A 25,294-nucleotide genomic window follows, 5' to 3' on the forward strand; every position below is an offset into this window, starting at 1 on the left:
GGTTACGGAGTTTATGAGTTATTTACTAATCTTAAACTACTCAGTTATCTTATCCCCATTTATAGGGATTTTAGGGTGGATTTTACCGACTTTCACTTTCATAAGATATATTTAGGCTTAGGCTATCAAAAGTGAACTATGAAAACTGATTTACTTCTCAAATTCTTCGTTTATATTTCGTTAATCTTGACTATCTCTTCCTGCGATTCTTTAGGTGACGGCCCGGGAGATGATGAACCGTATTATCCAGATAAAACGCAAACATTAGGAAAATTTGGAGGAGTTGTACTTGGCTCTTCTGGATTTTATATCATTACCCTGAAACCCTTAAATTCTGAAGCACTTTTTCATTTTGATGGTGAAGATTACACCTTGACTACCACCACTGAGATCAAACCTGAGCAAGCAGTGGAGGCAATGGTCCTCTCTGATGGGACTCGGTCTATTACCATTAGCGTTGACGAAATGCGTACCAATGCGCAGATTACAATTCTAGTTCCAGGCCATGATGTTATCTATACCTTGGACAATATGTTAGCAGAAAATGCGGTTTCCTTATATCTGGGTTCCAGTACCTCTTCCTTTGAAGATTCTTTTATCAATTATGACTACAACCTCAGCTTAAACCACGAAGTAGGTGATTTTACTATCATTCAGAAAACCACTGGCTCAAGCAACCCGAGTGAAATAGGAATGACTGAAACTATAAATGGGTCATTCTCAATCCAGGGAGGGAAAATAAATTTTTCAGGTGACTTTGGAAACCTAACTCTTAATTATAGCGCTACTGAAATCGAGTTTACCGAAGTCGGAGATAGTAACTATTTCTTCCAAATAGATCTCAATAAAGTTTATTGATTTAGCTTATTTAGGATATTCAGATAGCTTATGTTTAGCGGCTTTATCAATAATGATGACTTGCTGTAAATAGAGCGTTTAGTTTAGTAAATCAGATGCTCTATTGGTTCAAGGTCTCATGACTTGGACCTAATATAATGCAGTCTCCCGACTGCAAATTTACTTGTTGAAATTCGGAAACTCTGCTTCACCAGAATCTTGGTAGCGGTATTCAATCACCGGTATTTCTTGTATGCAAATTCATAATAATTGCTAATCTCGAAAGACCAGTCTGAAGACTGCATTATCAATAGTCCAAGTCTAAAGACTTGAACAAGTGCCAAGTTCTTCAGGAATCTCGTAAATCGCACTTCGTATTTCGTAAATCACTAGAGATTGCTTCGCTCCTTCGTCGCTCGCAAAGACGTTGAGTGTATATGCCGCGTTCTCCGCGCAGCCTCGGTGCCCTTTGCGGTAAAATTAAAAAACAAAAAAAAGCGCAAATCCGAAGACCTGCGCTTTTGTATGCATGTGGTTAAAGACTACTCACTTTTTGCTGGTACTACTGGCTTTAGAGTCTCCGCTACCAATCTATCTGGTTCTCCCGGAATTCTGATCGCTGCCAGTCTTTCCAAATAATCTGCTTTTGTTGACTCAAATGCTAACTTGTTGGCTGATGAAATAGGCTCAGAAGGTGGGATTTTCTCTCTCAACCAATCTTCCTGCTTGCCGTTTTTCCAAAATCTAAAGCAAAGGTGTGGACCTGTAGCCAAGCCTGTGCTTCCTACATAGCCAATCACTTGGCCTTGCTTGATGCGAGTACCTGGCTTGATTCCTTTGGCAATCTTCGACATGTGCAGGTATTGCGTGGTATAGGTGCCATTATGCTTGATCTTTACATAATTTCCATTGGCAGAAGTGTACCGAGCATCGGTTACTGTTCCTTCTCCTACGGATCTTATTTCTGTACCGGTTGGCGCGGCGTAGTCTGTACCCAAGTGAGCTTTGTAACGCTTCTGAACGGGATGAAACCGCTTCAGACTATATCTAGAGCTGATTCTGGAGTACTTCAGTGGGTCTCTCAAGAATGCCTTTTTGAAGCTATCTCCATTTTGATCGTAGAAGGCTATCTCGCCATTTTGCTCAAATGGAATCGCGTAATATGGAGTCCCTTTGTGCTCAAAAAATGCGGTTTTAATATCTGAAACACCAACTACAACTCCATCGATTACTTTTTCCTCATAAGATACTTTGAACTTGTCTCCTTTTTGCAAAGCTCCAAAATCTATTGACCAACCGTATAAATCGGCAAACTGATCAATGATGTCATAAGTAACTCCTAAACCAGTCATGTCAGCAGAAAGGTTGGAATCGATAATTCCGCCTGCCTCTTTGGTTCTGTATTCAGCAGGTTTTTCTGCTTTGTAAATGTCTATGGAATCCAGATTGAATACTACATATTCAGCGGGATTTGGTTCGTAGATGAAAAAAGCTGCCTGTGATGAATCGGCAGGAGTTACTACCGTAAACTTTTTATTTGCCGCTATTCCTCTTACATCAAAAATCTCCTTTGACTTTTTGGCGATTTGATCAATAATCTGGTAGGGGACATTAAAAGGGGCTAGGATAGATCCGAGTGTCTGGTTTTTACTGACTGTTCCTTCTACAATATTCAACCCGGTGACGTTGATTCCATAGAGGAAAACCTGGTTCGCAAGGGAATCTATCAAAGGCGGTTCAACGATCTCAGCTTCCTTTTCGGCTTGAAAAGGCAGGTCGAAAAATTGGAGCGAAGATGCTGCGCCAATGGTGATAACGAGAGCAGCAATTCCTATCCAAATCTTTTTCATTAATCTATACTATTAGGGGAATTTTTGAAATTTAACTCAAAGAAGTAAAAAAGGGCTTTTAATCCAAGTTTTGGGGTGTAAACCTTTCGATTCCACTTTACCAACTATCATACCAACGTAGAAATTGAGGGTATTATTTTATTGGTAAATGTATATGACCGACTTCAAGCATTTTCTGGAAGTTTTGCCTTTTTTTGAAGTTATGTATGGTTTTCTGGGAAAATCTTAAAGAAATTGACGAAAATATTGCTAATCATCCATTGATTCGTGTGTACTCACGGTCATTTCTTTATCTTTGACATCCCAAAAAACACTAAAAAAACATGCTGAGAACGCATACTTGTGGCGAACTTCGCCTGGATCACGTAAATCAAGAAGTAACTCTTGCCGGCTGGGTACAGCGAGTAAGAAATAAAGGAGGTTTAATCTGGGTTGATCTTCGCGATCGATACGGCCTGACCCAATTGATTTTTGAAGAGGACTCCAGCGAAAAAGCATTGTTGGAAAAAGCGGCTGAATTAGGTCGTGAGTTCGTAGTGCAGACTACTGGGAAAGTAATCGAGCGAACTTCCAAAAACGATAAAATCCCAACCGGTTCTATTGAAATCAAAGTGACAGCTCTCGAAGTATTGAATGCGGCGAAAGTTCCTCCATTCATCATAGAAGATGAAACAGACGGAGGTGACGAGCTCCGTATGAAATACAGATACCTCGATCTGCGTAGAAATGTGGTTCGTGAGAAACTCCAACTGCGCCACAAGATGATGCAGGAGACCCGTAAATACATGGATGCGCAGGATTTCATCGAGGTGGAGACTCCCGTTTTGATCAAATCTACTCCAGAAGGAGCCCGTGACTTTGTAGTACCTAGTCGTACCAATCCGGGTGAATTCTATGCTTTGCCTCAGTCTCCTCAGACTTTCAAGCAATTGCTGATGGTTTCCGGTTTTGACAGATATTTTCAGATCGTAAAATGCTTCCGCGACGAAGACTTGAGAGCTGATCGCCAGCCGGAGTTTACTCAGATTGACTGCGAAATGGCATTCGTAGATCAGGAAGATATCCTAAATACTTTCGAAGGCTTGACCAAGCATTTGTTCAGCACGGTGAAAGGCGTGGAGCTTGAAGAAGTGAAGCGTATGACTTATGCTGATGCCATGAAATTCTATGGTAACGATAAGCCAGATCTTCGTTTTGAAATGAAATTCGTTGAGTTGAACCACCTTGCCCAAGGCAAAGGGTTTAGCATTTTTGACAATGCAGAATTGGTAGTAGGTATCTGTGCCAAAGGTGCTGCGGAATATACCCGTAAGCAATTGGATGCCTTGACAGATTGGGTGAAACGCCCACAAATCGGAGCCAAAGGAATGGTTTACGCCAAATACAATGCAGACGGAACCATCAAATCCACTGTGGATAAGTTCTATTCTGCTGATGATCTTCAGGATTGGGCAGATGCATTTGGTGCCACTCAAGGCGACTTGATGCTGATCCTCAGCGGGGATGCAGATAAAGTACGCAAGCAACTTTCTGAGCTTCGTCTAAAAATGGGTGAGGATCTTGGACTTCGTGATCGCACCGTCTTCAAACCACTTTGGGTGATGGACTTTCCATTGTTGGAATGGGATGAGGAAACTGCAAGATTCCATGCCATGCACCATCCATTCACTTCTCCGAAGAAAGAGGACATTGCATTGCTGGATTCCGATCCGGGAGCAGTGAGAGCAAATGCTTATGATTTGGTGATTAATGGTGTGGAAATAGGAGGTGGATCTATCCGTATCCACGATAGAGCTACCCAGCAATTGATGTTCAAGCATCTTGGTTTCACAGAAGAAGAAGCCCAAAAGCAATTCGGTTTCCTGATGGAAGCCTTCGAATATGGAGCACCACCACACGGCGGGATAGCTTTCGGATTTGATAGATTATGTGCGATTTTCGGTGGTTCTGATTCGATCAGAGATTACATCGCTTTCCCAAAAAACAATTCTGGAAGAGATGTGATGATCGATTCTCCAAGCAGCATCGCAGATGAGCAATTGAAAGAATTATCTATCCAATTAGCAGTTAAGTAGGGGCGAATAAACATTCGCTCCCTGGCAAATAAACATTCGCTCCAGGGAGAATAGACATTCTCTCCCGGACGAATCAATATTCGCCTGATGGCGAAAAATCTTTCGCCCTTTTGATGAACATATTAGAGGCTGTTTCAGAGATGAGACAGCCTTTAGTGTTTTATAGCTAACTTAAGTAAAAAGTTATAGTGGAAGAGCTAGGGAACTAGCATTAGACAAGCGCAAGGATGTAGATGAATAGCACTTTTGTTATATTGAGAAGGAGTTTGATTTCAGGCTTTGAAATTCAAAACAAAACATACATCTATTATTCCTAAGAATGAAGCCTAAAAAAAAAATTGCCAGGAAAGCGTATTTAACTTTTACTATTTTTTTACTGTTTGGACATTTAGCTTTTGCCCAGACGGCTGAAAAATTACTTTCTACCACCCAGGCTTTTATGGAGACACTGGATGAGGATCAAAAAAACCAAGTGATGTTCGCTATGGAGGATAGCATGCGAACTGAATGGACAAATTTACCTCTTGGACTCGCACCTAGAGCGGGACTTAGATATGGAGATCTTTCCGAGGAATCCATGATCCAATTCCATAAGATTTTAAGTGCAGTTTTCAGCTCACAAGGTTATTTGAAAACCTTCAGTATTATGCAGGTGGATGATATTCTGCATGAATTGTTTGAAATAAAATATAAGAAAGGCGAAGTTCCAGAAAGCTCAATGGAAATGATCCGTGGCTTGAATTGGGACTATGGGAATTATTTTATAGCAATCTGGGGAGAGCCTACGCGGGATGGCGCTTGGGGATTCAAATTCGAAGGTCACCATCTTTCAATTAACTTGACTGTAACAGGTTCAGAATATGCGGTGACCCCGTTGTTTTTTGGATCAGATCCAGCAGTAGTTGAGGAAACTCAATATGCAGGCTTAAGGCCTTTGAGCAAGGAAGAGGATTATGGGTTTTGGTTTGTGAATACCCTCGATGAGGAGCAAAAAGCAAAAGCTGTGTTCGAGGATAAAGTTCCTGGAGATATTATCACCAGCCCTGATAGACCGCAGTGGATTTCTGAATATAGAGGGATTAAAGGCTCAGAACTGAATCCTGATCAACAGCAAATTCTTCATTACCTGATAGAAGAATATATAGGAAACCTCGAAATCCAGAAAGCTGAAGAATACTTGGCTATTCTCCATGAGAGAGGGTTAGGTGAAGTTTATTTCTCTTGGATCGGGAGTTTGGAGCCTATGAAGGCGCATTATTATTTAATCCATAGTCCTGACTTTATCATCGAATACGACAACGTAGGCTTCTTGGATAACGCCAACCATATCCATTCAATTTTGAGAAAAAACAACAATGATTTTGGTGCTGATATCCTGAGAAAGCATAGAATGGATCATCAGCATTAATTTTTTTGAAAAAGCAACTTTGTATAACTTACTTAGGATAGGGGTTTTTCAACTGAATGTTTTTTGTTCGGCTAAGTCCGAATCTGAGCAGCATTGATTAATTCTTGAGTTGATAAATAGATCAAGTTGTTACCAATACTGCCATGAATAGATTACTGCCGTTTTTTGTTTTTCTACTGCTTTTTTCAGCCTGCCTTCCTGAAAAGGAACGGTTAATTCTTGATTTGGAGGAGCTGAGTATTGAGTCAATTCACCAGAAATACAAATCTGGGGAATTGAGCGCAGTGCAATTGGTGGAGGCATACCTCGCTCGCATTGATTCGGTAAATCCTAAAATAAATGCACTGACCATCGTCAACCCCAAGGCATTAGAATTGGCAAAAGCCTTAGATGAAGAGTATAAAGAAACAGGCATTCTCAGACCGCTTCATGGCATTCCAATGATCGTAAAAGACAATATCAATACGATTGGTATGCCGACTACGGCAGGATCCTTAGCTTTAGCCGATTTTTACCCGGAGACAGATGCATTCATCATTCAGCAGCTGGAAGCAGCAGGAGCAATTATTATTGCCAAATCCAATATGGCCGAATGGGCTTTTTCCCCTATGCATTCTGAGAGTTCCACAGCTGGCATCACTCGAAATCCTTATAATTTGGATTATGTTCCGGCAGGATCCAGTGGAGGCACAGGAACTGGAATAGCTGCTAATTTGGGGGTCATAGGGCTGGGAACTGACACCGGCAATTCAATCCGTGGCCCTTCTTCGCATAATGCCTTGGTTGGATTCAGAACTACACTTGGGCTAGTAAGCAGAGAAGGTATCGTGCCACTTTATCTTCGAAATGATGTAGTCGGCCCCATGTGCAAGACGGTTGAGGATGCTACCAGAACCCTGCAAGTCATGGTAGGAGTCGATCCAAAAGATCCATTGACTCGCTATTCTGAAGGGAAAGCAGAAAAAGATTACCTGCAATACCTTGATAAAAATGGCTTACAAGGAGCTAGAATTGGTGTATTTAGAACCTTGAGTGAAAATGACCCAGACCCTGAAATCTCTGCCCTTTTTAACCAAGCCTTGAAAGATATGGAGGGCATAGGAGCCACAATTGTGGATTCTGTTTCGGTACCTAACTTTAATGAATTAAGACAAGACCAGTGGTGCCCTATGTTCCGCAAAGATTTGGAAGATTTCCTTCAAACCTATGTCAAGCGGGATACGATGAGCAGCTTGGAAGATGTGATTCGGGTAGGCACAAAGTCAGACTTTGCCCGCGGACGAATAGCTTCCTTTTCGGAGGATTCATTGAGAAGAGGAAATCCAGAAATCCCCTGTGGCAATGCATATGAAGATGAACGTAGAATTGCTTTTCGAGAAGCGATCGAACATACCATGGATTCACTGCAATTGGATGCTTTGGTTTACCCTTCTTGGAACAATAGGCCAGCGCTTATTGATAATTTTCAAGAAGAATATCGAGGTGACAATTCCCAGATAATTGCTCCGGCTACCGGTCAGCCGGCATTTACCGTCCCAATGGGTTATAGCTCAGGTAATCTCCCTGCTGGACTGCAGTTTCTAGGAAGAATGTATGCTGAACCTACCTTGATACGACTGACTTACAGCTATGAGCAAGGGACAAATCATAGAGTTGCGCCGAAATTATAAGTTTTATCAATCAAATTGTAAGCAAAGTGGTATTTATGGATAGCAGTTTGTTTTGAAACTATACCACTCAACCATACCGCTTTTTCAATTCCGATAAGATCCCCTCCAATCCATTCAGCCGGATTTCATACAGGGTATGTAACCACATTCCGAGTTTCCCTTCTGGAAAACCCTGGCCATACATCCATACCAAATAGTGTTCGGGAACATCACAAAGTAAACGGCCTTTGTACTTCCCGTAAGGCATTCTTTTAGTCACCAGATCGATAAGAATTTGTTGGTCCATAGGGGCAAAGGTAAAAGGAATTTGATTTTGACATTCTGCTTAGCTTCAATGCTGAAAATCTTTTCTTTCTGAATCAGGTTTGATTTATTATTGAATTAGTTTAATTTTTCGCATTAATTCTTACTACTCCATTTATGAAAACTAGTTTACTTATTCTTTCCTTTCTAATCCTTTCGTTTACATCCACATTTGGGCAGGCAGCTCAGGATTCCATTACTCTTAAGAAAGATTTTTGGGGATATAAATTTTATCAGGGAGACAAGAGGGTACAGATTGGGGATTTGGTGAATATCATGCGAACGAACGAAGAAGCTTACAAGTCAATAAAATCTGCCCAGTCCAACTACACTATGGCCTCAATTATCGGATTTGCAGGAGGGTTTATGGTCGGCTGGCCTATAGGAACAGCTATTGCAGGTGGGGATCCAAGCTGGGGACTGGCAGGTATAGGAGCAGGATTTCTGGTAGCAACCATCCCTCTTACAAATAGCTTCGTCAAAAAATCTAAGTTTGCTTTAGATGCTTATAACGGAGGAAGTACCTCAAGTTCAGTTTGGGATAGAAGTGAAATGAGTCTTTCTCTTTCAGGATCGGGACTGGGGCTATCGCTTAGATTTTAGAGAAGCCAATTAAAAAAAATATAGCTTAGACCTACCAGTATATGTGTGAATACTCACACCATAAAACAACTTCAAATCACTCATGCTGTGCATGCTGTTCGTGATTTGAAATCGCGAACCAATTTCGTAGGATTTCTAATCCGTCTTCATTCGATCCAAAGTATTCGGAAAGTTCATTAACCGATAGATAATCAGACCAAGAATTGACTCTTCTACTCTGAAAATCAAAAATGGTAATCATTATTTTCAAGCTGAAAAATCTATGGCTTACATCTATTAAACCTTTTCAGTGAATTAAAATATCTTGACTACGTCCTGTTATCCAAAGAAAGATGCTACTGGTAGAATTGCATATATCCAAAAAGATTAATTAATCAAGCTAAACCTCAAACCATGGGAATATTCAATAAAATTTTAGGCAATGCAAGTGAAGTATCTGTAGAGAAACTTACCGAGAGCTTCGGTAGATTATTAGCAGAGGGAGAGCAGATCGAACTTGGATTTAAGCTCATTCGCGATACGTTTATGTTCACTGACAAGCGTCTGATTTTGATAGATGTGCAGGGACTCACCGGAAGCAAGGTGGAGTATAAGTCCATGCCATATAAAAGTATTTCCAGATTTTCACTGGAAACTGCAGGTACTTTTGATTTAGACGCAGAGCTGAAGATCTGGATTTCCAGCGAAAGTTTACCTTCGGTTAGTAAGCGCTTCAATAAAAGCATTGATGTCTATGAGGTGCAGCGATACCTGGCAGCAAAGGTGATGTAAGCCTAGCTATGAGTTGGAGCAGTATCGGTCGCCTTGTCCTCAATGCCTACCCCATCGTTTGGCAGGGTGCCTGTCGCGAGAACCGGGAAGTAGGATAGAATGAGGTAGAGAAGCCAATTGCATCTTGGTAAGGATGAGGGTAGGACATTGCTTGAAGAAATAGTCCAGTAGGCTATTTTAGTCCCTAGAGAGAAACGATTCGGGAGGCCAGCTTGTAGGAGGACTGAGCGTTTAGGATTAGTCCGGTGGACTAATCTAGCGAAGGGCCAGCTTGTAGGGTAGGCAAATCCCACTCAGTGCTTGACGGTGTCTCCGAAATTCTTAATTTGGTGTCAGAAGACTCGCATAACCCTCTTGGCAAATCTAATATAAAACGGGAAGCCAAAATGGACTTAGCCCACTTACAACCAAGAAATATCATTTCCGAAACCCTTATCTGATGGAGATTAAAAAAGATATAATCATGCAAATTCAAAGCATTGTTTCCAATGCTCAATCAAAAGCCATTCGGGCAGTTGATAAGGAACGTGTATTGATGTATTGGCAGATCGGTAAAATAATTTTTGAAGAAGAGCAAGAGGGGAAAGACCGCGCTGGCTATGGCACATATCTAATAAAATCTATTTCCCAAGCATTTCAGCCCAGTCTAGGAACAGGTTTTTCGGTTCGTCAATTGGAAAGATACCGGCAGTTTTACCGCACCTTCCCAATTGCGTCCGCACTGCGGTCGCAATTCAATTGGACTCATTACAAAAACCTAATAAGTATTGATAATCAAGATAAAAGAGAGTTTTATTTAGCAGAGACAGAAAAAAATAATTGGACTGCCAGACAATTGGAACGTCAAGTAAATAGCCAACTTTTTGAAAGACTGCTAATGAGTAACGATGTGCAAGCTGTATTGGCAGTTGCCAGAGAAGAAAAAATGCCATCCGATGCCAAAGAAATTATTAAAGACCCTATGGTATTGGAATTTTTGGGACTTAAGAGAGAAGCGACTTTTTACGAAAAGGATTTAGAATCAGCCATTATTACACACTTACACGATTTTTTATTGGAAATAGGCAATGGTTTTTCTTTTGTGGCCAGACAAAAACGTGTTCACCTAGAAGGGGATGAATTTTTTATTGACCTTGTTTTTTACAACCGCCTTTTACAATGCTTTGTAATCATTGAAATCAAAACAACCAAACTCAAACACGAAGACATTGGGCAGTTGCAAATGTATGTAAACTACTACGATCGCTTTGAAAAACAGGATTTTGAAAACCCCACGATTGGCATTTTACTCTGTGCCGATAAAAACGATGCGGTAGTAAAAATAACCTTGCCCGAAAACAACAAAACCATCATTGCCAGTAAATATCAACTATATTTACCTTCTGAACAACAACTAATAGCCGAAGTAAAGAAGGAAATAGAAAAACTGGACTCTAAAGAAAATGAAAAATGAAAAGCTAAGACTTGGTGCTGGATCAGGACCTATCGCTTTGTCCTAAATGCATCTTCCTAAGTATTTCCACCTCCTTTAATGCCTCTTTATTTCCCCCTTATTGTTCCCTAGAATATGAGATTAATCTGCCTATTGCTATGCACTTTGCTTCCGCTCCTTGCCTTGAGCCAGTCCCAGGAAATGGAAATAGCAAATTCAATATGTAATAAGTTGTCAAGTCTTGATTTAACAGAGCCGACAACGGTGTTGAACCAGAAATCAATAAGTGCGATGCAGCAGGTATATCAGGGTTTTCAATCAAAATCAGCCGATTTGATTGAGGGCTACAGAAAGAAGTACCCTAATAAATCAGATATAGAAATCACAAAAGCTATCGGACAGGAGGTGACGGCCTTGTTAATGCACGAATGTATTGCCTATCAAAGAATTACAATGTTCAATGCGCAGCCTGTTCCTGAAATTTCTGATGCAGTCACTAAAGTAGGCAAGGACTTTACTCTCCTTCTGACAAGCAAGGGAGTAATTGAAGAATTGTCTCAAGGCTTAATTGACGAATGTATAGTGCAGGTAATGGATCAGAATTCAGACCTTATTTTAAAAGCCTATGGCAATATCAGCTCCCCAAAGTTCATGCAGGAGTTTCAGGCTTACTTAATGACAGAATCCATTCCTTACATTAGGTGGGTAGCAAGTCAATTGAATTAAATGTGAGATGTAATGGAGTAAGTAAAAAACCAATTAGGATTTTAAATTCAATCCAGTCACCCCTAGCATTTTGACTACACCCGGAGGGGGGAAGCGCTTCAATAAAAGCATTGATGTTTATGAGGTGCAGCGATACCTGGCAGCAAAGGTGATGTAAGCCTATCTATGAATTGGAGCAGTATCGATCGCCTTGTCCTCAATGCCTTCCCCACGTATGGTAGGGAGCCTGTAGCGAGTACCGACCGGGGAGTAGATAGGATGGGGCAGGAAAGCCAATTGCAAATTGTCAAGAATAGTTGGGTAGGACATTGCGTGAAGAAATCTTCCAGTAGGCTATTTTAGTCCCGAGAGAGAAACGATTCGGGAGGCCAGCTTGTAGGGTCGGCAAACTTCACCCAGCGTCCAATTGAACTTCAGAGGTACTGAGAAGAAACTACACCCAAAGGGTTTTATGGAGAATAGCCACCCATCTGTTTATCCCACTAAAATATTCCTTTACGCATTGGTTTTCCCTCACTTTCGTTAAACTCCTTTTCATCGCTGCCTGGACGGTCCAGCATCCCTAATTTCCAGCTGAAAGAAATACTAAATGAACGGTTGTAGAAATTCGTTGACGTCCTGCTGCTGAATGTTGGAGCTGTAGCGTAGCTGCGCTGGGATAGCGTTTTCTGGAAAGGGTTGTTAACATTCAACAGAATGCTCGCCCTCTTATTAAAAACCTCTTTTTGAGCCGATAATCGATAGCTCCAAAAAGCGGAGCTTCTCCCTTGAAGCTTAACAAAACCATTACTGTAGTCTCCTGAGATCTGCAATGTATAGTTTTTAGGAAGGGTGTATGATGTGTTAATGTTCAGTGAATAAAAATTCCCCTTGTTACCTATATCCAAGGCAGTACTATTGAACCATACACGGTAAAGTTCCAGCCCACCGTTTGCCATCCATTTATTATTCAATTCCATAGATAAATTAATGTTACTACCCAATCGTTTGGAAGAGGCCACATTACTAGGCGTTGTCTTGGAAACACCCTGTGCATCAACCGTAGTTAGTGATTCGATGGCATTACTGTTTGAATAATAATACATGCTGCTATTCAGCGTAAAGCCGGAGGAAGCATTCAAACTATGCCCGATCTCCAGCATCCTCGTGGTTTCCGGGCGTAATTGTGGATTACCCGATGTGAGATTACGGGGATCACTTGCATTAACATAGGGATTCAAATCCCAAATCCATGGCCTGCGTATCCTTTCAGTGTAATTTAGTTTTAGTTCATGGGTGTCATTCAGGGATTTTGAAATAAGGAAACTTGGGACCCAGTTATTGAAATTGGCGTTAAAGGAAGGTGAATTACTTTTGAAAGTACTGGCGATCCGTGTTCCTTCAAAGCGTAAACCAGGACGAAAAGCCCATTTGTTGTCGGTTTCAAATTTCAGGCTGAGATAACTGGCATAAATAGTACTCGAATAATCCATCTCATCGGAACGGGATGCGATTTGTTCCAACTGTTCGCTACCAGGATTTGCCTGGTTATTATACACCTGATACGTTGTATTGGAGTTAGCCCGAGTAAACTTTACCCCGGTCTCCAAAAGGCTGCTTCCTGAGTTATTCAGCGGATAGGCATAATCGACTTGTATATCGCTATCCCAGGTCTTGCCCCTATTGGGGCCTTTCTCTGTAAAATACATAGCATCAGAAAGACTAAACTGATTGGTGGTATAATCAGAACGGTCGTCTGAGCGCCCCAACAACCCTGTGATCTGCAACTCGTGTTTATTTTTACTGAACTTCTTCTGATAGTTCATTGCCAGCTCATAATACTGAAACTTGCCAGTTTGGCTACTGCGTTGGTTATATTCAGAAACAGTTGCACCTTCCTCATAACGGTTATACAGGGTGTTCTTAACAGGCCAACTACCACTCCAAAGAGACAAGTCTGCTCCAAGTTTTTGTGTAGAGTCGGGGCGATAAGCAAAGCCGGCTCCCGCATACCCACCCCTTTCATACTGGGTAGCATCATTTTGTTGGAATAACGTCCCGACAGCCTGCATGTTTTGTATGGATGTTCTCTCGAGGATCGAACTATTCCGCTGCCTAGTGCGGCTACCATTTAGATTAAAGCTGTAATCGAATTTATCCCGGGCGATGTTCAGTGAGGCATTTATAGACTGTTCCAGATTTCCCCCACTGATATTAAGATTTCCGCTTGTACCCAAAATGTTTTTCTTGGTAATAATATTGATCACACCTGCAGCACCTTCAGCTTCATATTTTGCTGACGGGGAAGTGATCACCTCTATAGAGGTGATACTGCTTGCAGGGATCATTTTTAGTGCTTCCTTTAGGTTTTTGGCCATTATTCCGGAAGACATCCCGTTTAGGAGCACTTTTAGGTTGGAACTGCCACGCATTTTTACTTCACCATCAATGCCTACGGTAAGAAGCGGGACCTTTCGCAATACATCTGATGCTGAGCCGGCCTTGTTACTTATATCAGCTGAGGCATTATAGATCATCTTATCACCGCTGGTTTGTAGCAGTGTTTTTTTGCCTGATATCACTACCTCTGTCAAGGATAAGTCTTTGCTTCGCAACAGTATTTCCAGCGTGTGTGATCTACCTTCGAGGGGCGATTTATAGTTTTCATAGCCTATGAAAGACACTAAGATTTCTTTGGGGGCAGGTTCAGTAGTGACTAACTGAAACTGCCCTGCTTGATCAGTGACGGCCGATGCTATTACTTTCCCATGTGCCCAGATGCTTACTATGGCAATTTCTATAGGCTTGCGGTTTGCCGAATCAAGCACGGTTCCCTTGATCTCTATAACAGCTGTATTCCCAGTCAGATCTTGCCCAAAAGTTAACTGTGAGGCAAAGACTGCCAAAAGCGTAAAGAAGGCTAAACAAAATATGAAGTAGCGCATGTATTTAGTTAGTTTGTTAGGCGCAAAACAAACAACTAGCTGCTGGCTTTAAAGAAAAAGAATGATGAATAGGAGGGTTAGATGACGAACGCTGTTCGTCAGTAAATTTTGGAACTTGTATGCCAATAGTTGACCTTTGACCTGTGAAATTTTACAAGAGCAAATTTTTTGAAGAACTGGTCATTTTCATTGCCATGTTTGTATTGACCATGCTGCATGAGTGGATGAAGGTGGATACTTTTATCGATCTGCTAAAAGGCCTGATATTTTTTATTTTGCTTTACAGCCAGGCTCAGCTTCACAGACATCTGATTTTCCCCTTTTTCCTCTCTCAACGCTACGGTGTTTACATATTCTTATTATTTATTTCTACCCTAGCCGTATCGGCGATGTTGTTAGCGCTTGATTATTTTTGGATTGCACCGGAATTGTTTAGGGGTGAAGTCTCCTTAGGGATGGGGATGACTTATCATTTTGTGTTATGTCTGATCAGTACCTTCACCATATTATCCTTGTTTTTGATTAAGCAATATTCCAGGGAGTTGCACAATCGGAATGAAACTCAACTGTTGTTAAGCCAGATGAACCTTAAATATCTTCATGCACAGCTGAATCCTCACTTTTTTTTTAATTTATTCAACAATCTGTATGGTGTTAGCCTTACCGACCCCCAGAGAACACCCAGCCTAATCCTTAAGCTTTCTCAGTTGATGCGGTACCAGTTGGAAAGCGGTATGAAAGAACGGGTAACCATCGGCGAAGAAATCAGTTTTATTGAAAATTACGTGGCGATGGAACAGGAGCGGACCGGTAAGCGATGTGAGATAAGTTACAATTACCCGAATGCGGATAATCTGTTGGCGACCTATTCCATTGCACCACTTATATTGATTACTTTGGTAGAAAATGCCTTTAAGCATAGTGTCACAATTACCAATAGGTGGTTTGTCAATATCCTCATAACCCTTGACGATAACCATCTGATCGTAGAGACCCGGAACTCTGAGGCTGATGAAAAACTAAAGAACCCTTCGATTGGAATTGGCTTGGTTAACATAAAAGAGAGGCTTAATATGCTTTACCCTGGTTCTTATGATTTGAAGGTACTGGCAGATGAAAGCACTTATACCACTACCCTAAAACTTACATTAAATGCATTGAGCAATGGATAGGGCTTTACGTTGCATAATAGTTGATGATGAAGAAGGTGCACATTTAGTCCTTCGGCATTATTTGAAAGACCTTAAGTACATTAAGTTGGAAGCCTCTTTTTATAATGCGCTGCAGGCGATGGAATATATGTATCAAAATACAGTTGACCTGATGTTTCTTGATATAAACATGCCCGGCCTTACCGGACTACAAATGCTTAAATCATTTACAAACCCACCTATGGTCATCCTAACCACAGCTTATGGGGAATATGCATTAGAAAGCTACGAATACCGGGTCATTGATTATTTAGTAAAGCCATTCGATTTCCATCGCTTCCTATTGGCTATTGACAATGTACTTTCACGGCTACCTTTTAAAGAGGCCGAAGTAACCGATATGCCAACCGAAGAAATCCGGTCCGGAATTATGCTCAAAGTTGATGGGGACATCCTCAAGGTTAGCTATAATGAAATCCTTTATATCCAAAGTTGGGGCAATTATGTAAAAGTGTTTACCGTTGAGCGGATGTATTTAAGTCCCATAACCACCGCAGAGATAGAGCAAAAGTTGGACACCACCATGTTTATACGAACCCATAAATCCTATATAGTGGCGCTTAAACATATCAAAAGAATTGCAGGTGGCCAGATTGAACTAGACAATGATGCCTTAGTGCCAATTGGAAGTTCCTATCGACGCCAGTTTCTTCAAAGGTTCACAAGTTAACCCGGACTATTCGTAGCAGCCTTTCCCGATCCTTTTCCGTAGTAGATTTGCAAATGCATCATGCGGATTAAAAAAAACTAATTTCACTATATGCAAAATCACCATAGCATCCTTTTCCTGCTCAACCTCAATAAACTGCCTCAGCGCCCGGGAAAGCGTTTCGATTTGCCTAGCCTTAGTAATTCATGCATGAGGAAATGGATTAGCGTTCTCAGAAATAATCGCATCTATTTTCGCATCCACCCGTTTCTCCAGATCCTTTAGCTCGCTGCAGATTTCTGCCCAGTTATACATGTAGTGAAGGGGTTATAAGTAAACAAAGATCTGCTGTTTCTGGGCTTAATGAAAGTAATCAAGCTGGATGTGCGATAAACTGTGTCGGGTTTTACGATCATTGGGAAAGCTGGATTTTTAATGAGATAGTTTTCTTTAATTTGAAAACTATCTTATATTTATATATTATAAAATACTGCTTATGAGACATCTAGAGGAGTATCCGAATTGGAGTTCGAAAAAAATAAACGAAATCGAATTAGCAGAAGCCAAATCGAAGCCAAATACTGCTTGGGTTTTTGGGATCGTTACCGGAGTCCTGATTATACTTATTGTTTTAGACATAACGAATGATTTACTAAGCACAAAATACCCTGTAAATGGAATAGTGGTAGGATATACTTTTTCAGAAGGAAGACCCGCTGGCTCACCCTTACTGTTTTTTGATCATCCAAGTTTGGAATCTGGTTCTACTAACGGAATTGCTGATGCTTACGAAGTATCATCAAGATTGGAATCGGGCGAAGTAGTTTCATTTTTATGTTTTACCTGTACCGAGTCCAGTTATACTACTGGTGATTCGATTAGTATTCTGGTTTCAGAGAGAAAAATAGGTGGTATCATTTATTCAGAGAACAAGTGATGGAAACCTAAACCTACGATCCACATAAAGCAAATTAAATCACTTGACTGACAGGGAAAAAGGAGTCAAAACTATCCGGCCACATCACAGATCCGTAATTAATAGCCCGCAGTTGATTAATTCTTACCTTTCCTTTCCCACATCTAAAAACCATCATTATCCTCAACCACGATACTTACGTAAGTATAACCATACCCATACCTGTAGTGAATTAAGGAATTTGAAACCCAAACCCTACATAAGACCCAAAACAGCAGTCCCCCAGTTCTCGGAGGAAAACGGCTTCTACACCACCAAAGCCCGTTACTTCAACATGTCCAAAATCCGGAGCCACAACACCAAACCCGAAAAACTCCTGAAGAAAGCCCTGTGGCATGCAGGAGTGAGATACAAATCACCCAAGAAACCTCTCCCAGGCAAACCCGACATCAGCCTGAAGAAATACAAACTCGTCATCTTCGTGGACGGTACCTTCTGGCATGGGTACGACTGGGAAAATAGAAAAGGCACCATCAAGTCCAACCGGGAATTCTGGATCTTAATATATAGTCCCATGGGGACGTCCGATTCCTTAGCCAGCCATTTCAATGGCTGGAAAAAGTCGTCAAACAATTTCCAGAGTCCCATCCGGGACGGTTCATTTCTTTACATGCTCTAGAAAAAAATCAAATGTAATATCCAACGGGATCATGAAATCAACGCCTACTACAAATCAAAAGGCTGGACAGTATTAAGGTTTTGGGATTTTGAGGTGAAGGGGGGAGCCTGTATCAAAAGGATATTGGATCTATTGGATTTCTTTTTATGAATTGATTATGCAGTTTCCATCTTAATCAAGTTGACTAGAGCAACAATGGAGCAACACCAGAGCAACGCCTTAAAACAATTCGAAATCATTTAGCACAAAATTGTTATAATTAATTGGTCTTGATTTTGTAAAATGTTTTTCTGTTTCCTGGATTTTGAACAGATTCATGCTTAAAATCCAGTAATTTTTAGAATCAAAAAAATAAGAGCCCAACTTAAGCTGAGCTCCTTGCCGATCGGGGACACCCCGGTCCAAATGTTTATTACGCAAGTTTAAATTATGTGGTTGCATTGGCCTAAAAAGAAAAAGTCATTCAAAGTAGAAGAATGATATCAAAAGTCACACACAAATAGATTTCATATTTTTGGCCTTAATGAATCCAACCACCTATAGCCACCAATACCTTTCCTCTGACCAACCCACCACATGCCCCAAATGCGGAAATAGGACTGAGATCATCGCAGACCTATGCCATACCAGCAGCCAAACCCAAATTCATCAATGTCCTGATGAATCTTGTGGATTTGAATTCGTGGTGACGCTCAAGTAATGATAATTTTTAATTTACCCCATAGGCTTGTTTTTAGGGGCGGGGAGGCCGTCGAAATAGCGGGCCAGCGCCCGGCCTTGTGCGGATGAAGCATTATTTCGACAAAGGTTTTTGTTACTTTTTGCCTTCAAAAAGTAAGGGATAAATGAATCATGTAAGAGCTAGACGGTGGTTCTTTTCAATGAAGCTCCAAAAATCTCATTTTCCCTATTTAACTTTCTAACTAACTAATACTAAATCTTGAGAATTTCACAGCAATACCCTCTCTAAAAAACAATCCAACTCTTCTTCTGTATCTAAATGATAATCCTCGGCTACACCTGATTCAAAAAATGAAATCAAGGACACTAAATGCTCAAGTACCCGGAAAGAATACCCTTCATAGTTATAAATATAGAACGCCCTGACATTAGAGCCATCTGACATATATACAGTTTCAATAGTCCTAGACGGTCTTACATATTCGGTGTGGGAGTAAATGAAAGTATTCATGTGCTAAATAATCATAGTTCATAGCCCTTCACCACCCCCTCCAAAAACTCCCCAATCTCCCGCTCATCAGTAACAGACTCATCCGTCTCCTCAAAGTCCTCAAATTCATGCCACTCATGATCCACAGCTGGATTGTAAGGTGCAGCATGAAGCCCTGGCAAGCCCCAATCCTGAGGAACAAAAAACTCCTCAGAGATCAACTTAGGCAGGAGTAGGACAGTGGCTTCTTCCACAGTCAATCCAGTAGGATTAGAAAATACCACAGCACCAAACTGCTTGTAATTATGCGCATCCCGGTAGCGGTAGGTGAGTTTAATATTTTTCATTCTTGTCTGTAGTCAATTCGAACGGAGCCTGCGGAGAAGCTTGTCCGCCGGGGCGGAAGAAATCTCAATCATTTAACCCTCTCCCAGATAATTCATTCAAAAAATCATCCAACTCCTGCCCACTATAAAAGGATCGATTTGCCTCCAATCCCTCTTCAAAAAATTGTATCAGCCTAATCAAACTGTCAAAATAATGAAAGTGCAACCCTTCGTAATTATAGATATAGAAGGGTTCAATTCCCTCCGAACTTTCGAGATGAAGTATGTCTATGGACCGGGATGGTTTGATATACTCTGTGGTAATAGGGATCAGTTTTCTCATGGGTTTATACTATTGACATCCAAATATACCCAATTCTGCTCAGTTTGTCGACTATAGTCGGTGGTACGATAGTCTACATTTTTTCAGATTGCAGTATGGACGTCAAGGCGGAATACGGCAAAAAAGTAAGAGCTATACGGAATAGTAAAAAGGTATCCCAGGAGAAGTTGGCAGAATTGGCGGATCTCGATAGAACCTATGTTTCAGACATTGAAAATGGAAAACGGAATGTTTCAATTGAGACCATGTATAAAATCGCAAGAGCATTAGATACGCGATTAACTGACTTTTTAAATATTGATTAATTTTTTGATGCAAAGAAGCTACTACTCTAATTCCATTTCTGAATTTATAAAGGATAATAACGACAAGATTCTTGGTCAGTTAATTAGGAATCACGATTTCGCAGCTGACAACTTACAGCGAAATGCATGGATCAAACAGATCGAAATTCTTAAAGTAGAACTGGCACCATTTGATAGGGGGCAAATCCATTTTGAGTTTTCTATTCCTAGAATGGGAAAACGGGTTGACAATATTCTTATCATTGAGGATTTCATTTTTGTATTGGAATTTAAAGTCGGTGATACAGAGTATCAAAAACATGCAATAGATCAAACTGTAGACTATTGCTTAGACTTGAAAAATTTCCATGAAGCAAGCCACCATGAAAAACTGGTTCCTCTAGTGATTTCTACCCGAGCTCCCAATTTTACCAACATATATGAAGTTAACGACAAGTTATTTGAGCCTCTAAAGGCTAATCAAAGCAATATTGGGAGTATCATAGCTCAAACACTTTTATTTAGTAATAGTATAGAAATCGATTCATTTCTGTGGGAAAACTCAATTTACAAACCTACTCCAACTATTATTGAAGCATCGCAGGCACTTTACAGAGGGCATTCTGTTTCGGAAATTTCTAGACATGATGCGGGTGCAATTAATTTATCCATAACCACTGAATGTATAAATAGCATTATTGAACGATCAAAGTCTAATGGTTCTAAATCAATTTGCTTTCTAACGGGTGTGCCAGGCGCTGGCAAAACACTCGCTGGACTTAATATTGCTAATGAACGGAGAAAAGCCCACGAAGATGAAAATGCAGTATTTCTCTCAGGAAATGGGCCATTAGTGTATGTGTTGAGAGAGGCTTTAGTGAGAGATGAAGTTCAACAAGCAAAGGAAAAAGGCCAAAAGCTTACCAAGAAACAATCAGCGATAAAAGCCAATGCCTTTATTCAAAACATTCATCATTTTCGGGATGACAACATCATCTCAAATCAAGCTCCTAATGAAAAGGTGGTTATTTTTGATGAAGCACAAAGGGCATGGACTAAAAAGAAAGCCTCGTCTTTTATGAAGTCGAAAGGCAAGGAATTCGACATGTCCGAACCTGAATTTTTGATTGATGTGATGAATAGGCATACTAGTCATTGCACAATAATTTGCTTAATCGGCGGTGGACAGGAGATCAATACTGGAGAAGCAGGTCTTTCGGAATGGGTAATGGCGTTAAAAAATCATTACCAAAATTGGGATGTTTATTATTCCAACCTCATTGTAGATGATAACGATTACTTAGATGATGAAGAATTAAGAGATTGGCTAAAAGCTAAAGGCAACTCAGAAGAGCATCTTCATCTTTCAGTTTCTGTTCGCTCATTTCGATCAGAAAGAATATCATCTTTTGTTCATGAGCTAATTAAGGGGAATTACAGTCAGGCTAAGTCTATAGTCGCAGAATTCAATAGTGTTTTTCCAATTTGCATAACTAGAGATTTTAGTAAAGCGAAACAATGGCTCAGAAGAAAAGCTAAGGGAACGGAAAGAATCGGATTAGTTGGTAGTTCTGGAGGCAGGCGATTACGGGCTGTAGGTATTGATGTGAAAAATGAAATTACAGCAGAGGACTGGTTTTTAAATGATGCCTCTGATGTTCGTTCCTCTCATTATTTAGAGTTGGTTGCAACTGAATTTGATATTCAGGGTTTGGAAATAGACTACTTGTGTTTGGCTTGGGATATTAACTTCTATTTCAGGGATGGTAAATGGAACTATCAATCTTTTGAAGGATCAAAATGGAAGGCTGTTAAAAATGAGGTGGAGAAATCGTACCTAAGAAATGCCTACAGAGTACTCATGACTAGAGCTCGGCAAGGAATTATTATCTATATCCCTGAAGGAAATAGTTCTGATCGGACTAGGCCTCCAGGCTTGTATGATAGTACCTTTGAATTTTTACTTTCTTGTGGAGTCAAAGAAATTTAATTTGCTAAGATGGGCTCATCTGGTGCATGGATATGCTGAGTGTGGTGGAATTAAGAAATAGAATTAATAGATTCTAATAAAATGAATTTCAAGGCAATACTATTTTTCATTCTTTGTTTGGGTCATCTTCATCTAGCAAGAGGCCAATCCAAAAATTGCGATACCCAAGAGACCACGCTCATTGGAATTTGGGAATTTGTCGATTTAAGAGACTCATTAGGGGCTAAGGTTGATACAATCTGGCACGAGGTAGTAAAAGGCTACGAGCTACCCAAAGGACCACTAACTACGTTTGGAGCAGATGGAGTTTATACCAGCCAGTTCACGCCAGAAAACACAGATCAAGGGCTGTGGTGCTACGATGCTGAAAACTCTAGGATCATCCGAAAGCTTTATTACCAAAGACCTTACAGTCCCTCAGCAAAATATATGATTGCAAATGGCTATGCCATACAGGATGAACAGGGAGGTTATTATGAAGTTCAGATAGATACGGTAGTCAAGTTAACGCAGAAAACTTTAATTCTACTAGAGGAAAACAATCGGCAAAGGAAATTTAGGAAGGGGAAATAACTTAAAACTATTAATAACAGGATACGGCATGGCGCAGTCGTAAAGCTGGGTTTAGCTGTGCTTGAAAGTTCTGTAGTTTTATCTAGCTTTAAATTGTTTTGCTCTGTTAAATCTAGCCCGGCCACATCATCAATCGTTCTGCACTAGTTAAGAAATGACCGAACTATCCGAGAATATATACTACGCTGACCAAAATATTCTGAATAGGATTGAATTGGACTTTGAGCTAATCGACAGAAAAGATTGGTACAGACTATATTATTGCAAGAATGACAACTCGTATTGGCGACTTGATGAATGGGACAAATATCAGGAACAATTACTTGTTCGACTCCCGTCACCTGAAAATTGGACTACTTATGACGACATAGAATTGAGAATTGACTTGCTAAAACGGCATCATGGAACAACGGCCAATAAATGTATTTGGAAAGATTGTGACAGGATGGCCCTGAAAGATATGGCAATCTGCGAATTTCACGCCTATACAGAAATGGGAGTGAGGAAATGACGTTTATACATTCTGGGATTCTCTTTCTATTTTTGTCTGCAAAACGGCACGGTGAGACGAAGATAATTCTGATGACCAACCAGAAAACACTGCATTTCTTTCACTTTTCCTCCCATTTCTCCAAAAAATACCCTGTATAGGGTATGTACTGTTATCATTTTATTCTTTTTATTGCAGATGTCTTTTAGATACTGAAAACTATCAGTTACCGCTGCCAATCGCCTCCTCTTCAAGGAGGAGGATGGGAGGAGGTAGAACAGCCAACTTTTATCAACCATCCGGCCTTAAATCCGGAAACCACTCAATTCTGAATCAGATAGTAAAATGATAGCAGAGCCATGCGCCCTCTCTTTAAGGAGGAGGATGGGAGGAGGTAGGAAAGCAAATTGTCAAGAATACTTGGATGGAATTACAAATCCCACCCAGTCCCGACTACCGATTTGACTACACCCAGACGGGGCCAAACTCACCAAGTTCCTAATAACGACAATACAACACCCAGTGGGGGTGTACCCTATGTTTTTTCAAATGAATAATTTCAATCCTCAAATCAAGTTCTTAGACCACCGCTTCAAGACATCCATCCCGATAAGTCACTTATAATCTGTTTTTTGGATTGCATATTTATTAGTTTTTCTCTTTATTTATTAAAATTCTTATTATGAGATATTTGTGAATCCAAAACTAAGTCAATAAGCTTTCAACAATTTTTTATTTTATCAGAGATGAAAGAATTTTCAACAAACTTTATTCTATAAATGAATATTGTAATTAAGCGTCAAGGGGATTATCATAAGCTCTTTCATATTATTTTGAATCCCATTACCGATGAGAATGTGACTATTCATCTTTTTCAGCCTTTTCTGAGGCCGATGGACATATTGATTCTTACGGAATTTATCATTTATCAACTAAATACTATAGGTAGGGTGAATTTGAATGTAGAGAATCAGCCAGTAAAAAATTACCTTCAAGCTATTGGGCTTCTTGAAGTTTGTTCTCCAAATCACTTTTCAAACAATGAACTTTTTCAAATTTCTGATTATACAGCAATGCCTCTTCATAGGGTGAATCAAGAGAATATGACTGAATATATTCTCAAGACTCAGGCGCTGTTTCAAACTTTTTGTCCGGAAAAGGATTTAGGTGTCTTGCAAATAGCACTTTCTGAATTAATCAACAATGTCTATGATCATTCCGAGTCACCATTTGATTGTCTGGTTTTTTGCCAGTATTATGCAAAACAAAGAAATATAGTTATAGCTGTCGCAGATCTTGGGTATGGCATTCCACTTATTGTGAATAGATTTTTGGAATCACATGGAATGCGGAAGCTTCCGCAATTTGATGCTGTAGGTTGGGCTTTAAAATTGAATCAGACAACTAAGTCTGAACCGCATAACGCCGGAAAAGGGTTGGACACTATAGCTTCTTTTATTCAGGCTATTGATGGAACATGGAAGTTATTCTCAGATGAGGTAAAAATGGAAAGTTCGCAAAGTGGGAATCAGTTTTTGCCCAATCCAATTCAAAATTTTACCGGAACGGTAATTGAAATTTCAATCAAAGTTGATAACTTATCAGACATTGAAACCGTTGAGGTTTTGGAATGGTAGTCAAAAAATCTAATTTTGCATCCCATGAAAATTTTTATAAAAGATCTTGTCTCTGATACTTACTCAAATGCCTCTGGCTATCAATTGTATCTTGCTTTAAAGAGTGATTTGATGCAGGGTAAGGTTATTCATTTGTCTTTTTTAGGAGCCACATCACCATCTACATCCTTTTTGAATTCTTCTTTTGGTACCCTCATAGAGGATTTGGGGTTGGAAAATTTTCTTGCCCAAATCAAACCCGCGGAAGTTACCCAGACACAAGCAAAAATGCTAAAGCATTACATTGAAGGCTTTCGCTCAGGGGCTAAGGCTTGAAAATCAAAAACATCTAAGAAAGGAACTTCACGAAGTTCCTTTTTTTATATCCATATATTTTGCTTCGAACTGCACTTCCATTCATTTTTCCACGTTCAAAAATTCCTCAAA

At 40.3% G+C, this 25,294-nt stretch carries 25 protein-coding genes; 18 read left to right on the plus strand and 7 right to left on the minus strand.

Features of this window, described 5'->3' with window-relative positions; all coding sequences use genetic code 11:
- Window positions 1-138 precede the first annotated feature (138 nt).
- On the plus strand, window positions 139-858 hold the full coding sequence (locus BM386_RS14185) for a hypothetical protein (RefSeq protein WP_091695517.1): 720 nt from the start codon (window positions 139-141) through the stop codon (window positions 856-858).
- Window positions 859-1,379: 521 nt separating this feature from the next.
- Here the strand turns inward: BM386_RS14185 and BM386_RS14190 are convergent.
- Window positions 1,380-2,687, minus strand: coding sequence for a peptidoglycan DD-metalloendopeptidase family protein (locus BM386_RS14190; RefSeq protein WP_091695519.1), 1,308 nt, complete (start codon window positions 2,685-2,687; stop codon window positions 1,380-1,382).
- 323 nt (window positions 2,688-3,010) lie between these two features.
- On the opposite strand from BM386_RS14190, the gene aspS reads away from it, so the two are divergent.
- The 3 genes from aspS (at window position 3,011) to BM386_RS14205 (ending at window position 7,840) form a co-directional block, all read left to right on the plus strand.
- Window positions 3,011-4,762 (plus strand): aspartate--tRNA ligase, encoded by a 1,752-nt coding sequence (gene aspS, locus BM386_RS14195; protein WP_091695521.1) that lies wholly within the window; start codon window positions 3,011-3,013, stop codon window positions 4,760-4,762.
- A gap of 319 nt (window positions 4,763-5,081) precedes the next feature.
- Window positions 5,082-6,170, plus strand: a complete 1,089-nt coding sequence (locus BM386_RS14200; RefSeq protein WP_091695522.1) for a DUF3500 domain-containing protein — start codon at window positions 5,082-5,084, stop codon at window positions 6,168-6,170.
- Window positions 6,171-6,313: 143 nt separating this feature from the next.
- Window positions 6,314-7,840, plus strand: coding sequence for an amidase (locus BM386_RS14205; protein ID WP_091695524.1), 1,527 nt, complete (start codon window positions 6,314-6,316; stop codon window positions 7,838-7,840).
- A 67-nt stretch (window positions 7,841-7,907) separates the two neighbouring features.
- Here the strand turns inward: BM386_RS14205 and BM386_RS14210 are convergent, their stop codons facing one another.
- Window positions 7,908-8,126 carry a DUF3820 family protein gene (locus BM386_RS14210; RefSeq protein WP_091695526.1) on the minus strand — a complete coding sequence of 73 codons (219 nt, stop codon included), beginning with the start codon at window positions 8,124-8,126 and terminating at the stop codon, window positions 7,908-7,910.
- A 134-nt stretch (window positions 8,127-8,260) separates the two neighbouring features.
- On the opposite strand from BM386_RS14210, the gene BM386_RS14215 reads away from it, so the two are divergent.
- Window positions 8,261-8,746: a hypothetical protein gene (locus BM386_RS14215; RefSeq protein ID WP_091695528.1), complete on the plus strand. Its 486-nt coding sequence runs from the start codon at window positions 8,261-8,263 to the stop codon at window positions 8,744-8,746.
- A gap of 76 nt (window positions 8,747-8,822) precedes the next feature.
- Here the strand turns inward: BM386_RS14215 and BM386_RS23690 are convergent, their stop codons facing one another.
- Window positions 8,823-8,987, minus strand: coding sequence for a hypothetical protein (locus BM386_RS23690; protein ID WP_170857104.1), 165 nt, complete (start codon window positions 8,985-8,987; stop codon window positions 8,823-8,825).
- 152 nt (window positions 8,988-9,139) lie between these two features.
- On the opposite strand from BM386_RS23690, the gene BM386_RS14220 reads away from it, so the two are divergent.
- The 3 genes from BM386_RS14220 (at window position 9,140) to BM386_RS14230 (ending at window position 11,675) form a co-directional block, all read left to right on the plus strand.
- Window positions 9,140-9,517 (plus strand): PH domain-containing protein, encoded by a 378-nt coding sequence (locus BM386_RS14220; protein ID WP_091695530.1) that lies wholly within the window; start codon window positions 9,140-9,142, stop codon window positions 9,515-9,517.
- Between the two features lie 439 nt (window positions 9,518-9,956).
- The gene (locus tag BM386_RS14225) at window positions 9,957-10,970 is read left to right on the plus strand and encodes a PDDEXK nuclease domain-containing protein (RefSeq protein ID WP_091695532.1); all 1,014 of its coding nucleotides are present in this window, start codon (window positions 9,957-9,959) and stop codon (window positions 10,968-10,970) included.
- 114 nt (window positions 10,971-11,084) lie between these two features.
- A complete protein-coding gene (locus BM386_RS14230; RefSeq protein ID WP_139235921.1) occupies window positions 11,085-11,675 on the plus strand; it encodes a hypothetical protein in 591 nt (196 codons plus the stop codon).
- Between the two features lie 482 nt (window positions 11,676-12,157).
- Here the strand turns inward: BM386_RS14230 and BM386_RS14235 are convergent, their stop codons facing one another.
- Window positions 12,158-14,599, minus strand: coding sequence for a TonB-dependent receptor (locus tag BM386_RS14235; RefSeq protein WP_091695535.1), 2,442 nt, complete (start codon window positions 14,597-14,599; stop codon window positions 12,158-12,160).
- Window positions 14,600-14,742: 143 nt separating this feature from the next.
- On the opposite strand from BM386_RS14235, the gene BM386_RS14240 reads away from it, so the two are divergent.
- The 4 genes from BM386_RS14240 to BM386_RS14255 all read left to right on the plus strand — a co-directional run bounded on the left by BM386_RS14240 (window position 14,743) and on the right by BM386_RS14255 (window position 18,054).
- Window positions 14,743-15,771 carry a sensor histidine kinase gene (locus BM386_RS14240; protein ID WP_211482914.1) on the plus strand — a complete coding sequence of 343 codons (1,029 nt, stop codon included), beginning with the start codon at window positions 14,743-14,745 and terminating at the stop codon, window positions 15,769-15,771.
- Window positions 15,764-16,480: a LytR/AlgR family response regulator transcription factor gene (locus BM386_RS14245; RefSeq protein ID WP_091695537.1), complete on the plus strand. Its 717-nt coding sequence runs from the start codon at window positions 15,764-15,766 to the stop codon at window positions 16,478-16,480. Before BM386_RS14240 ends, BM386_RS14245 begins: the two co-directional genes overlap by 8 nt.
- Window positions 16,481-16,955: 475 nt before the next feature.
- The gene (locus BM386_RS14250; protein ID WP_091695539.1) at window positions 16,956-17,396 is read left to right on the plus strand and encodes a hypothetical protein; all 441 of its coding nucleotides are present in this window, start codon (window positions 16,956-16,958) and stop codon (window positions 17,394-17,396) included.
- Between the two features lie 220 nt (window positions 17,397-17,616).
- Complete coding sequence (locus tag BM386_RS14255; RefSeq protein ID WP_280141014.1) at window positions 17,617-18,054, plus strand: very short patch repair endonuclease; 438 nt, start codon at window positions 17,617-17,619, stop codon at window positions 18,052-18,054.
- A 949-nt stretch (window positions 18,055-19,003) separates the two neighbouring features.
- Here the strand turns inward: BM386_RS14255 and BM386_RS23480 are convergent.
- The 3 genes from BM386_RS23480 to BM386_RS14275 all read right to left on the minus strand — a co-directional run bounded on the left by BM386_RS23480 (window position 19,004) and on the right by BM386_RS14275 (window position 19,894).
- Window positions 19,004-19,246 carry a hypothetical protein gene (locus BM386_RS23480; protein WP_139235922.1) on the minus strand — a complete coding sequence of 81 codons (243 nt, stop codon included), beginning with the start codon at window positions 19,244-19,246 and terminating at the stop codon, window positions 19,004-19,006.
- An 11-nt stretch (window positions 19,247-19,257) separates the two neighbouring features.
- The gene (locus tag BM386_RS14270) at window positions 19,258-19,572 is read right to left on the minus strand and encodes a hypothetical protein (protein WP_091695544.1); all 315 of its coding nucleotides are present in this window, start codon (window positions 19,570-19,572) and stop codon (window positions 19,258-19,260) included.
- Between the two features lie 64 nt (window positions 19,573-19,636).
- The gene (locus BM386_RS14275) at window positions 19,637-19,894 is read right to left on the minus strand and encodes a hypothetical protein (protein WP_091695546.1); all 258 of its coding nucleotides are present in this window, start codon (window positions 19,892-19,894) and stop codon (window positions 19,637-19,639) included.
- Window positions 19,895-19,989: 95 nt separating this feature from the next.
- On the opposite strand from BM386_RS14275, the gene BM386_RS14280 reads away from it, so the two are divergent.
- The 6 genes from BM386_RS14280 to BM386_RS14310 all read left to right on the plus strand — a co-directional run bounded on the left by BM386_RS14280 (window position 19,990) and on the right by BM386_RS14310 (window position 25,183).
- Window positions 19,990-20,199 (plus strand): helix-turn-helix domain-containing protein, encoded by a 210-nt coding sequence (locus tag BM386_RS14280; protein ID WP_091695548.1) that lies wholly within the window; start codon window positions 19,990-19,992, stop codon window positions 20,197-20,199.
- Between the two features lie 262 nt (window positions 20,200-20,461).
- Window positions 20,462-22,168 carry a DUF2075 domain-containing protein gene (locus BM386_RS14285; RefSeq protein ID WP_244545535.1) on the plus strand — a complete coding sequence of 569 codons (1,707 nt, stop codon included), beginning with the start codon at window positions 20,462-20,464 and terminating at the stop codon, window positions 22,166-22,168.
- 81 nt (window positions 22,169-22,249) lie between these two features.
- Window positions 22,250-22,741, plus strand: a complete 492-nt coding sequence (locus tag BM386_RS14290) for a hypothetical protein (RefSeq protein ID WP_091695551.1) — start codon at window positions 22,250-22,252, stop codon at window positions 22,739-22,741.
- Window positions 22,742-22,895: 154 nt separating this feature from the next.
- Window positions 22,896-23,252, plus strand: a complete 357-nt coding sequence (locus BM386_RS14295; RefSeq protein ID WP_091695553.1) for a hypothetical protein — start codon at window positions 22,896-22,898, stop codon at window positions 23,250-23,252.
- A 929-nt stretch (window positions 23,253-24,181) separates the two neighbouring features.
- On the plus strand, window positions 24,182-24,868 hold the full coding sequence (locus tag BM386_RS14305; protein ID WP_139235923.1) for an ATP-binding protein: 687 nt from the start codon (window positions 24,182-24,184) through the stop codon (window positions 24,866-24,868).
- 24 nt (window positions 24,869-24,892) lie between these two features.
- Entirely contained in the window at window positions 24,893-25,183 is a 291-nt protein-coding gene (locus BM386_RS14310; RefSeq protein ID WP_091695558.1) for an STAS-like domain-containing protein, read from the plus strand.
- Window positions 25,184-25,294: the final 111 nt, after the last annotated feature.

The organism is Algoriphagus locisalis, from assembly GCF_900116615.1.
In the GTDB taxonomy this organism is placed as follows: domain Bacteria; phylum Bacteroidota; class Bacteroidia; order Cytophagales; family Cyclobacteriaceae; genus Algoriphagus; species Algoriphagus locisalis.

What these genes read in the sequence shown, in the direction of transcription:
- BM386_RS14185 (WP_091695517.1), top strand. Translation starts at nt 139, where the DNA reads ATGAAAACTGATTTACTTCTCAAATTCTTCGTTTATATTTCGTTAATC.
- BM386_RS14190 (WP_091695519.1), bottom strand. Translation starts at nt 2,687, where the DNA reads ATGAAAAAGATTTGGATAGGAATTGCTGCTCTCGTTATCACCATTGGC.
- aspS (WP_091695521.1), top strand. Translation starts at nt 3,011, where the DNA reads ATGCTGAGAACGCATACTTGTGGCGAACTTCGCCTGGATCACGTAAAT.
- BM386_RS14200 (WP_091695522.1), top strand. Translation starts at nt 5,082, where the DNA reads ATGAAGCCTAAAAAAAAAATTGCCAGGAAAGCGTATTTAACTTTTACT.
- BM386_RS14205 (WP_091695524.1), top strand. Translation starts at nt 6,314, where the DNA reads ATGAATAGATTACTGCCGTTTTTTGTTTTTCTACTGCTTTTTTCAGCC.
- BM386_RS14210 (WP_091695526.1), bottom strand. Translation starts at nt 8,126, where the DNA reads ATGGACCAACAAATTCTTATCGATCTGGTGACTAAAAGAATGCCTTAC.
- BM386_RS14215 (WP_091695528.1), top strand. Translation starts at nt 8,261, where the DNA reads ATGAAAACTAGTTTACTTATTCTTTCCTTTCTAATCCTTTCGTTTACA.
- BM386_RS23690 (WP_170857104.1), bottom strand. Translation starts at nt 8,987, where the DNA reads ATGATTACCATTTTTGATTTTCAGAGTAGAAGAGTCAATTCTTGGTCT.
- BM386_RS14220 (WP_091695530.1), top strand. Translation starts at nt 9,140, where the DNA reads ATGGGAATATTCAATAAAATTTTAGGCAATGCAAGTGAAGTATCTGTA.
- BM386_RS14225 (WP_091695532.1), top strand. Translation starts at nt 9,957, where the DNA reads ATGGAGATTAAAAAAGATATAATCATGCAAATTCAAAGCATTGTTTCC.
- BM386_RS14230 (WP_139235921.1), top strand. Translation starts at nt 11,085, where the DNA reads ATGAGATTAATCTGCCTATTGCTATGCACTTTGCTTCCGCTCCTTGCC.
- BM386_RS14235 (WP_091695535.1), bottom strand. Translation starts at nt 14,599, where the DNA reads ATGCGCTACTTCATATTTTGTTTAGCCTTCTTTACGCTTTTGGCAGTC.
- BM386_RS14245 (WP_091695537.1), top strand. Translation starts at nt 15,764, where the DNA reads ATGGATAGGGCTTTACGTTGCATAATAGTTGATGATGAAGAAGGTGCA.
- BM386_RS14250 (WP_091695539.1), top strand. Translation starts at nt 16,956, where the DNA reads ATGAGACATCTAGAGGAGTATCCGAATTGGAGTTCGAAAAAAATAAAC.
- BM386_RS23480 (WP_139235922.1), bottom strand. Translation starts at nt 19,246, where the DNA reads ATGAATACTTTCATTTACTCCCACACCGAATATGTAAGACCGTCTAGG.
- BM386_RS14270 (WP_091695544.1), bottom strand. Translation starts at nt 19,572, where the DNA reads ATGAAAAATATTAAACTCACCTACCGCTACCGGGATGCGCATAATTAC.
- BM386_RS14275 (WP_091695546.1), bottom strand. Translation starts at nt 19,894, where the DNA reads ATGAGAAAACTGATCCCTATTACCACAGAGTATATCAAACCATCCCGG.
- BM386_RS14280 (WP_091695548.1), top strand. Translation starts at nt 19,990, where the DNA reads ATGGACGTCAAGGCGGAATACGGCAAAAAAGTAAGAGCTATACGGAAT.
- BM386_RS14290 (WP_091695551.1), top strand. Translation starts at nt 22,250, where the DNA reads ATGAATTTCAAGGCAATACTATTTTTCATTCTTTGTTTGGGTCATCTT.
- BM386_RS14295 (WP_091695553.1), top strand. Translation starts at nt 22,896, where the DNA reads ATGACCGAACTATCCGAGAATATATACTACGCTGACCAAAATATTCTG.
- BM386_RS14310 (WP_091695558.1), top strand. Translation starts at nt 24,893, where the DNA reads ATGAAAATTTTTATAAAAGATCTTGTCTCTGATACTTACTCAAATGCC.